Raw genomic sequence first — 8,435 nt, forward strand, 5'->3', positions numbered from 1 at the left:
GTACGCGGAGCCGCCGACCGTCAAGGGCCAGTACCTGATCGCGATCGGCGTGGTCGCCCTGGGCGTGTTCGCCCTGGCGTCGGGTTCGATCGCTGGCGGCCTGCTGATGCTCCTCGTCGGCGCCTGCTGGCTCGCGGTCACACACCAGCGGGTGGAGGCCGCGGAGGCGAAGCGGGCGACGTGGGCGCGGGAGGTCATCTGCCTGGCGTGCACCGAGCGGTTTGAGCCGTAGTCGGCCGACGGCGACGGTGTCGGCGCTCCTTGAAAGTCCCCACCCTCGCTCTTCGCCCCAGTTGGTTGCGGGCTCAACCAGGAAGTGCACCCCCCACCAAGCCAATTGTGGCGCGCGTCACATCGGCCTCATGTCACGGACTGGCTCGCAGCTTCCATCCACTGGTCGTCAACAGCGAGCGGAGGAAGGCAAAGCGATGAGCGCACAGCATGAAACCGGCACGGCGAGCACCACCCACCGCGTTCTGATCCTGGGCGCGGGGTACGCGGGCATGGCCGCGGCCATCCAGCTCGCGGCCCGGGTCAAGGGGCGCGAGGACGTGCGGGTGACCCTGGTGAACGCGCAGGAGCGGTTCACCGAGCGGCTGCGGCTGCACATGACGGCGACCGGGCAGCAGCTCGCCGAGCTGAGCATTCCGGAGCTGCTGGAGGGGACGGGCGCACAGTTCGTGCGCGGCTGGGTGACGGCGGTGGACGCGGACGCGCGGACGGTGCGGATCGACGACGAGGGGGTCCTGCCCTACGACACGCTGGTGTACGGATTGGGCAGTGCGGCCGACACGACGGCGGTGCCGGGCGTCGACGACCACGCGTACACCCTCAATGGCCCCCAGGACGCCGAGGTGCTGGCCGACCGGCTGGCGCGGCTCGGCGGCGGCACGGTGGTGGTCGCCGGCAGCGGGCTGACCGGCGTCGAGTCGGCCGCGGAGATCGCCGAGCGGCACCCGGAGCTGAACGTCGTACTTCTGGGCCGGGACGAACCCGGTGCGGCCATGAACCCGAGGGCCAGGGCGTACCTGCAGTCGGCGCTGGATGGCCTCGGCGTCCGGGTGCGCAGCGGCGTCGAGGTGGTGAAGGCGCTGCCGGGGTCGGTCGAACTGGCGGGCGGGGAGAGCATCGCCGCCGATGTCGTCCTGTGGACGAGCGGTACGCGGGTGTCGCCGCTGGCGGCCGCCGCCCAACTGGCCGTCGACGAGTGCGGCCGTATTGTCACCGACACCGCGCTGCGGTCGGTGTCGCACCCCGATGTGTACGCCATCGGTGACGCCGCGGCGATCCGCCAGGGCTACGGCGTCATGCACGGCACCTGCCAGGGCGGGATGCCGACCGGCGTGCACGCCGCGGTGTCGATCGCCCGCACGCTGAAGGGCAAGCGGCCCAAGCCGTTCCGCTTCGGCTACTACCACACGCCGGTGAGCCTGGGCCGGCACGACGCGGTCGTGCAGTTCACCCGCCCCGACGACAGCCCGCGACGCATTCATCTGACCGGCCGGATGGCGGCCCGGTATAAGGAGACGGTGACCGCCTCGCCCTGGCCGACCTTCGGCCGTATGAAGAAGATGCCCGCCTCCGGCGCGTTCTGGCCGCACGGCGGTCGCTTCACCCGCGTCGCCGAGGGTGCCGAGTGAGCGCCGGCCGGCAGGTCTTTCACGAGTACCGCAGGCTGCTGTTCTCCGTGGCCTACCGCGTCCTCGGCTCCGCGGCCGACGCCGAGGACGCGGTGCAGGACGCCTGGATCAAGTGGTCGTCCGCCGACCGTTCCCAAGTTGCCGATCCCAAGGCGTACTTGACGCGGATCGTGTCCAACCTGGCGCTGGAACGCCTGCGTTCCACCCGGCACAAGCGCGAGACCTACGTCGGCCCGTGGCTGCCCGAGCCCATCCTCACCAGCGGCGACACCGCCGACGCCGTCACGGACGCCGAGTCGGTGTCGATGGCGATGCTGGTGGTACTGGAGACGCTGAGCCCGCTGGAGCGCGCGGTCTTCGTGCTGAAAGAGGCCTTCGGCTTCAGCCACGCCGAGATCGCGCAGGCGGTGGAACGGTCCGAGGCGGCGGTACGACAGACCGCGCACCGTGCGCGTGAGCACGTACGGGCCCGCAGGCCCCGGTTTACCACCGACCGCCCTCGGCAGCGCGAGGTCACCGAGCGGTTCTTCGCCGCCGCGACCGGCGGGGACATCAACACCCTGATGGAGCTGTTGTCCCCGGACGTCACCCTGTGGACCGACGGCGGCGGCAAGGTCCGTCAGGCGCTCAAGCCGGTCGTGGGAGCGCAGACGGTGGCCTCGTGGTTCGCGGCCATCGCCACGGTCACCTACCAGGGCGTCCAGCCCGCCGACATGCGCGCCGAGCTCGTCGAGATCAACGGCGGCCCGGGCATGGTGTTCAGCGCCCCGGACCGGGTGATCGCCACCGTCACCTTCGACTTCGACGCCGACGGTCGTATCACCGCCATCCACAACGTCGCCAACCCCGACAAACTCCGGGCTATCACGGACGGCACCGCCCACGACGTCGCGACGCGGTGACCGTTGGGCGGCAACGACCCTCGGACGGCAACCGAGGGTCGGCCTGGAAGGGGCCACTCACCCTGTGACCGATCGTGGTCGCGACCGCTGGGAGGCCAGGCGGACCCGCTCCACCGACAACAGCCGGCGCGCGGAGTGAGGAACAAGAGCAGGTCCGGCCAACGAGGTGAGCGGGGGTGGGGAATTTCAAAAAGGCCATCAACGGCGGGTGACCGCCACCTGCGGCAACGAAGCGGCGCCCCACCCGCGCGTATCGGGTGGGGCGCCGTGGTGTGTGGCGAGGTCAGCGGGGAGCTTGCATGATGCGGGCGGTCAGGGTCCGCGTCTCTTCGTCCAGCTCGACGAGGCAGAGGCCGTCGCCGTCGGCGAACCCGAGGACGCGGGCGTTCGGGGGCAACTGCGGCAAGTGACGGAGCTGATACGGGTCGAGCGCTGCTTCCTCAAGAGCTTCGGTGAGGGACTTCTGAGCCCAGGGCTGCAGCTTGCGGAAGTCGTCCGGGAAGCCCTCGGCGGTGAGATCGATGCTGAAACGCACCCGCTCAGCTTATGGCCGCAACGACGGCATGAGGGCCCGAACCTCATCATCCGAGAGCACCGCGGGCGCCTCGGCGCGGCCGGCTCGTTCTTCACCGATTCGCTTTGCCGTGGCGACGATGGCGGGGTCGGCGAGGGCGCGGGCGATGAGGTCCCAGTCGGCGACGGTTTTGCCGAGCTGGTCCCAGGGGGCGGCTTCGATCTCGGCCTGAAAGGCGTCACGGTGCTCGACCGGGAGGGATGCGCGGACGCTGCGGATGGTCGGCTTCGGCCTTGGGCCGATGTCCGCGGGCTGGGCGCTCATGCTGATCCTCCGGGTGGATTCACGAGTCGTGATTCCGAGCGTAGCGCGGGTGAGTCAATCTCACTCACCTACCGGCGTCATTCCTACTCGCCGAGCCGTCCCTCACATACCCGGTAGCCCCTCCTGCTCCACCTCGAACCGCCCCACGCCCGGCCCGATCCGGATGCCGCGCTTGGCAGCCCGGCCGGTCGGGGGTTAGCTCGCGTTGCTGGCGGCGTGCTGCACGCGCTCGAGCAGTGCCTCGTTGCCAGCCAACTTCTCGGCGTACCCGCGGCTCTGGTCGCTTGCCCATGTGAAGGGACCGGACGCCACTGCTCGCCACCGAGAAGGTCAACGTGTGGCGGCGGTGAACGCCGATCCGTGAATTGGCCCCGGACTTGGTCACGGCTCACGCCGTGGACCGTAGCGGAGCCGGTTTCCCCACGGCGGCCGCCACAGCTCCGGACTGCTGAGCGCGCTCGGCTCGGGCCCGGCGCAGGGCAGCGGCCTCGGTGGCTGCGGCCTGGCGGCGGCGCTGGGCGCGGGCCGCCTCGATCGGGGCCGGCGCATCGTCCGGAGCGACCTCGGGTTCGGGGAACGCGCGTCGGCTGAGCTCGCGCATCGCCCTGTTCTGCCGCTCTGCCGCTTCGGCGATGCCCTGGTCCACCCGGCGGGGCGGTGCAGCCTCACGGTGGGCCTCGAGGGCGCGACGGTAGCCGTCCGACACGGTCTCCCGCGTCCTCACCGGCCCGGGCGCAGCCGGCTGCGGGTCCGGGTCGGCGGCCGCCGTGGCGGAGCCAGCCGTACCGGGTGCGGGTGGCAGGACGTGCAGGGTGCGAACGTTCGCGCCCTTGACCTTCTCGTTGGCCGTCGCGATCAGCTTCGGCGCGCTCCAGCGCAGCTTGGTGCCGTAGGCCGGGGCGTCGGGGACGACGTCCAGGCGGCCGATGCCCGCGTCGAACTTCACCGCCTGGACGTGCCCGGCGAGTTCGGGCGCGGCCGCGGCGAGGATGCTCTCCCACTGGGCGAGGACGCTGCCGCCGGCGGCCGGGGCGGCGAGTCCGCGCTCGGTCATCATCATGCTGATCGCGGATCCGAGTCCGAGCGGGTCACGGCCGTCCCGTCGCACCACCTGGTTCTGCCGCTTCGGCTTCTCCTTGCGGGTGCCGCTCTTCCTCGCCGCCTCCCGGGCCGCGACCAGGGCCTTGCGCGCGAGGTCGACCCCGCTCAGCTCCCTCTCGGTGCTCACGCGATCACCGCCCCGGCGACGTTGCCATCGAGGGGGCGGGCGGCGAGTTCGGGCAGCCGGTCCGTCCACGGCGCGGACCCGGCCGCCTCCGGGCGAGCCGCGGCCTGCTCGCGCAGCTGCTGCAGCCGCTCCGTGAGCAGGTGCTGGGCGGTGCGTTCCCGCGCGGTGTCGGCGGCCTTGGTCGCGGCGGCAACGGCGTCCGCGCCGTTCGGGTTGGCACGGAACCAGCGGCGGTTCTGCTCGGTCGCGTACGCCCGCCGCGCCTCCGTCTCGGCTTCCTCGGTGCGGCCCAGCATCGCCAGGGCGCACCGCCGGTACTGCGGGGCCGCCTGCTGCACGGCCTGGAGCGCGGTGAAGGCGAGCGCGGACGCCGCCGCGACCGGGTCCGCGTCCAGCTCGCCCGGGTCCATCAGCTGGAGGAACTCGCGCCGGGCGGTGGCGATGTCGGCCTCCAGCGTCGCCTGGACGTGGGCGGCGGTGGCGGCGACGTCGTCCGCGTCGTCCAGGGCGGCGGACCAGGTGCCCGCGAGCAGGCCGGCCTCCACCACCAGGGCCTTGGTCTGGCGCCGGTAGCCGCACGCCTCGCACAGCCCGGCCGACCGGTCCTGGCCGCAGTCCTCGCACGGCAGCGCCTGCCGGACAGCGTCGGCAGCCTGCGCGGCCGCGCGTTCACGCTCCGCCCGCTCCTGGGCAGCTGCGCGGGCCGCATCACGGCGGGCCTGCTCCACGGCGGCCTGCTCGCGGCGCCACACGAAGTCCTCCGCCTCGGCAGCGGCCTGCTCGCGGAGCCGGTCCTCGAGGACCTGGCGGCGCTCGCCGTCACCCAGGCCGGGCAGCTGCTCGTCGACCTCGGCCGCGAGCCGGGCCCGCTGGGCGCGGCGGATGTGGATCACGTTGTCGCAGTTGTCGCAGTCGTCGCCGGTGTCGAGCCGGATCCCGCCCGACGAGAGCTCCGAGAACACCAGCCGACCGTACGCGACTGACTAAACGCACACAATCGAGGGCACGGCGGTAGCCGGCCGACGCACTGTCCCGGGTCCGCACCGGGCCGGTGGGCGCGGCGGTTGGTGCCGCTTCCGGGGCGGCGGCCGTGGTGCTGGGGTGGCGGCAGGACATGGATCGTGTGGACCGCCGTACCTTTGACCTGCTGGTTGGCCTGGGCGATCAGCTTCGGTGCCGTCCAGCGCAGCGTGGTGCCGTAGGCGGGCGCCTCGGGGACGATGTCCAGCTGCCCGGTGTCCGGGGCGAACTTCACCGCCTGGATGTGACCGGCGAGCTCGGGCGCGGCCGCGGCGATGATGCTGTCGAATTGGGCGAGGACGTCGCCGCCGGCGGCCGGTGTGGCCCAGGCGCGTTCGGTCATCATCGCCGTGATTGCCTCGCCGAGACCGAACGGGTCACGGCCGTCACGCCGGGCCACATGGGTACGGCGTCGGGGCTTCTCCTTGTGGCCGCTGCCGTTGTTCTTCGCTGCCTCGCGGGCCGCGAACAGCGCTTGGCGGGCCAGGTCGACGCCGCTCGGCTCAGCTTTCGTGGTCACGCGATCACCGCCCCGGCAAGGTCGTCGCTGATCGAGCGGGCGGCGAGGGTGGTCAGGCGGTCCGCCCACGGCGCGGGGGCGGCCGCATGAGTGCGGCCGCCGGTCAGCTCGCGCAGTTGCTCCAGCCGCGTGGCCAGCAGATGTTGTGCGGTGCGCTCCCGGGCCTGCTCGGCAGCCCTGGTCGCCGCGGCGACCGCGATCGGACCGTCTGGGTACCAGCGGTGGTGACGGCGGCCCTTCTCGGTGTCGTACGCCCGTTTCGCCTCCGCCTCGGCCGGGGCCGCGTCGACCGCGGCCGTCGGCTGTGCCCGAGCAGGCCGGTCCGGTGCCGGTCCGTGGTCCGGGCCGCCCGTTGGCGCTGGGTCGTGATGCCCGGGGCCGGTTGGGTGGTGCGGTGCGCCGTGGGAAACGTTGCTGGGCGTCGCGCTGACCCATGGCTTTCAGCGTCAGGCGGCAGGCGGATTCCCGTCGGGATGGTGGTGGATCCAGGAGAGGCCGCCAAGGTCGAGGCGGTGACGGGTACGGGTGACGGCGACGTAGGCGAGGCGGGCTTCGCGTCGTCGCGGGCTTCGCGTTGTCGATCGGTCCGGGAACGGGGTAGCCGTTGGCGTCTTTCTGATCGCTGTCCTTGGGCGGGGTGAAGTCGCCCGCGACCTTCACGTTAGCCCATTCACGGCCCTTGGCTTTGTGGGCGGTTGAGACGGTCACGTCCCCGTGGTCTTCGCCCGCTTCCCCGCGCGCTGGGCTTCTGAACGCGGTCGCCTACGGAAGGCGCTGGTCAGTACGCCGAGTTCACGTTGTCTATCGAACCGTACTGATGGGCCGCGTAGTTGCAGGCGGCGGTGATGTTCGCGACCGGGTCGTAGATGTTCCACGACGTTCCCGCCACGTGGTAGGCGTTGAAGGTCGGGGCGATCACTTGCAGCAGCCCCTTGGAAGGAGTGCCGATCGTGGCGTTGGAGTCCCACTGGTTGATCGCGTTCGGGTTGCCCGACGACTCACGCATGACATTGCGGTAGATCCCGTAGTAGGTGCCCGGGATGCCGTGGGCGTGCATGACCGACAGCGACTGGTTGATCCAACCGCTCAGGTTGCCCTGGGAGGTGGTGGCGGCGGATGCGGTCGGAGCGGCAGCCAGCACACCGGCGACCACCGCGGCGCCGGCCGCGGCGACGCCCAAGGAGGACTTGGCGCCCTTGGCCATACGCCCGAGCTTCGATATCGCGGAGAACTGCATTCGAGGTCGCCTCTTCCGACGGAGGAAGCCCGAGGAAATCCGCCGGGCAAGCGAGAGTGTCATAGATCAGGAAATCTTTGGTCAATGGCGACTTCTACTACCTAATTTCGTATTCATCATGATGAGTCACTTCACCAGAGCCGCAGTAACAGGTCGCAGAACGTCCGATTTACTACTATCGAGCATCATAGTGACGCACACCATATGGCGAAGGTCACGGCAGCGGGAAAATTTGAGTGATTCGCGAATTGCGCACCAGTGCTGAAAGAACAAATCAGACAAATAATGCTAATTAGAGTCATTTAATCGATCTGTCTCTGGATCCCGATAGCTCCTGCCTCCGCCCATGCGACCGATACGGCGATGCCGCGAGCCGTCTTCCTTGCTCAGTCTCAGCTCAGTCTCTGTATCCCTGCGGGGACGCCAGTGGCGGCGTGAAATCCCTCGGCAGAGCCGACTTTGACCTTGGAAGACGAGGTATTTCCGATCAGAGCCTGTCGGGTGACCTCTGATCGGGCGGCCACGCCCCGGCACGCACGCTTCCCGCATTGCCGAAATGCCCTAGTAGCTCCTCCCCCCGCTCCCGCCTGGAGCACCAGCGCGCCGTAATCGAGGCGGAGACCAAGCGCGCCATCCGCGAGGCCTCCGCCGCCCCGGCCATGGCGGCGGAGAGCCTCAAGCCGTGGCGTCCCTGACCAGCACGTTCTTGATCTCCGTACATATCAAGTGGCGGAGGTCGTTCACCGCGGTGAACGGCGCTGCGACTTGGGTGAAGCGCGCTCGAAGGCAAGTCCTGACTCACTTCGGCTGGACTTTCGTCCGGCTCCGAGGCGCGAGATCCTGGTACTCCGACTGTGGACCAGCGAACAAATGCGGGCTGGTGCGCCTCTCACGCGTCGTAAAGCCCACCTCATGCTCATGCGGCCCTCAGCGCGACGGGTACCGTCGCGCCTTCCCGAAGGAGGCCGGGCGATGAATCTCCTGTCGTACCGTGACCGCAAAAGCGCGACATCACCGCCGCGGCTCCCCGGCCGGGCCAGGAACGCACGA

At 70.5% G+C, this 8,435-nt stretch carries 10 protein-coding genes and 1 pseudogene; 4 read left to right on the top strand and 7 right to left on the bottom strand.

Translation table 11 applies throughout. The features are described from left to right. The 3 genes from EFK10_RS46830 to EFK10_RS00195 form a co-directional block, all read left to right on the top strand. Window positions 1-232 (top strand): hypothetical protein (locus EFK10_RS46830; RefSeq protein WP_206305245.1); only part of this gene is annotated, 232 nt, incomplete at its 5' end. Between the two features lie 196 nt (window positions 233-428). Then, window positions 429-1,640, top strand: coding sequence for an NAD(P)/FAD-dependent oxidoreductase (locus EFK10_RS00190; RefSeq protein ID WP_127353775.1), 1,212 nt, complete (start codon window positions 429-431; stop codon window positions 1,638-1,640). Next, on the top strand, window positions 1,637-2,542 hold the full coding sequence (locus EFK10_RS00195; protein WP_127353776.1) for an RNA polymerase sigma-70 factor: 906 nt from the start codon (window positions 1,637-1,639) through the stop codon (window positions 2,540-2,542). Before EFK10_RS00190 ends, EFK10_RS00195 begins: the two co-directional genes overlap by 4 nt. A gap of 283 nt (window positions 2,543-2,825) precedes the next feature. Here EFK10_RS00195 and EFK10_RS00200 read toward each other — a convergent pair whose 3' ends face one another. The 7 genes and pseudogenes from EFK10_RS00200 to EFK10_RS00235 form a co-directional block, all read right to left on the bottom strand. Next, entirely contained in the window at window positions 2,826-3,077 is a 252-nt protein-coding gene (locus EFK10_RS00200; protein ID WP_127353777.1) for a hypothetical protein, read from the bottom strand. Window positions 3,078-3,086: 9 nt separating this feature from the next. After that, entirely contained in the window at window positions 3,087-3,380 is a 294-nt protein-coding gene (locus tag EFK10_RS00205) for a hypothetical protein (protein WP_127353778.1), read from the bottom strand. 388 nt (window positions 3,381-3,768) lie between these two features. Continuing rightward, window positions 3,769-4,608, bottom strand: coding sequence for a DciA family protein (locus EFK10_RS00210; RefSeq protein ID WP_127353779.1), 840 nt, complete (start codon window positions 4,606-4,608; stop codon window positions 3,769-3,771). Further along, window positions 4,605-5,570 carry a hypothetical protein gene (locus EFK10_RS49200; protein WP_240676876.1) on the bottom strand — a complete coding sequence of 322 codons (966 nt, stop codon included), beginning with the start codon at window positions 5,568-5,570 and terminating at the stop codon, window positions 4,605-4,607. The genes EFK10_RS00210 and EFK10_RS49200 overlap by 4 nt, the downstream gene beginning before the upstream one ends. Further along, complete coding sequence (locus EFK10_RS00225) at window positions 5,498-6,148, bottom strand: DciA family protein (RefSeq protein WP_240676877.1); 651 nt, start codon at window positions 6,146-6,148, stop codon at window positions 5,498-5,500. The genes EFK10_RS49200 and EFK10_RS00225 overlap by 73 nt, the downstream gene beginning before the upstream one ends. A gap of 446 nt (window positions 6,149-6,594) precedes the next feature. Next, window positions 6,595-6,871, bottom strand: a pseudogene (locus tag EFK10_RS49205) (3'-5' exonuclease); the annotation flags it as partial. 55 nt (window positions 6,872-6,926) lie between these two features. Beyond that, window positions 6,927-7,385: a transglycosylase SLT domain-containing protein gene (locus EFK10_RS00235; protein ID WP_127353780.1), complete on the bottom strand. Its 459-nt coding sequence runs from the start codon at window positions 7,383-7,385 to the stop codon at window positions 6,927-6,929. Window positions 7,386-7,933: 548 nt separating this feature from the next. On the opposite strand from EFK10_RS00235, the gene EFK10_RS46835 reads away from it, so the two are divergent. After that, a complete protein-coding gene (locus tag EFK10_RS46835) occupies window positions 7,934-8,080 on the top strand; it encodes a hypothetical protein (RefSeq protein ID WP_164835736.1) in 147 nt (48 codons plus the stop codon). The last annotated feature ends 355 nt before the right edge of the window (window positions 8,081-8,435 follow it).

It is taken from the genome of Streptomyces soli, assembly GCF_003999195.1.
GTDB classification, from domain to species: domain Bacteria; phylum Actinomycetota; class Actinomycetes; order Streptomycetales; family Streptomycetaceae; genus Actinacidiphila; species Actinacidiphila soli.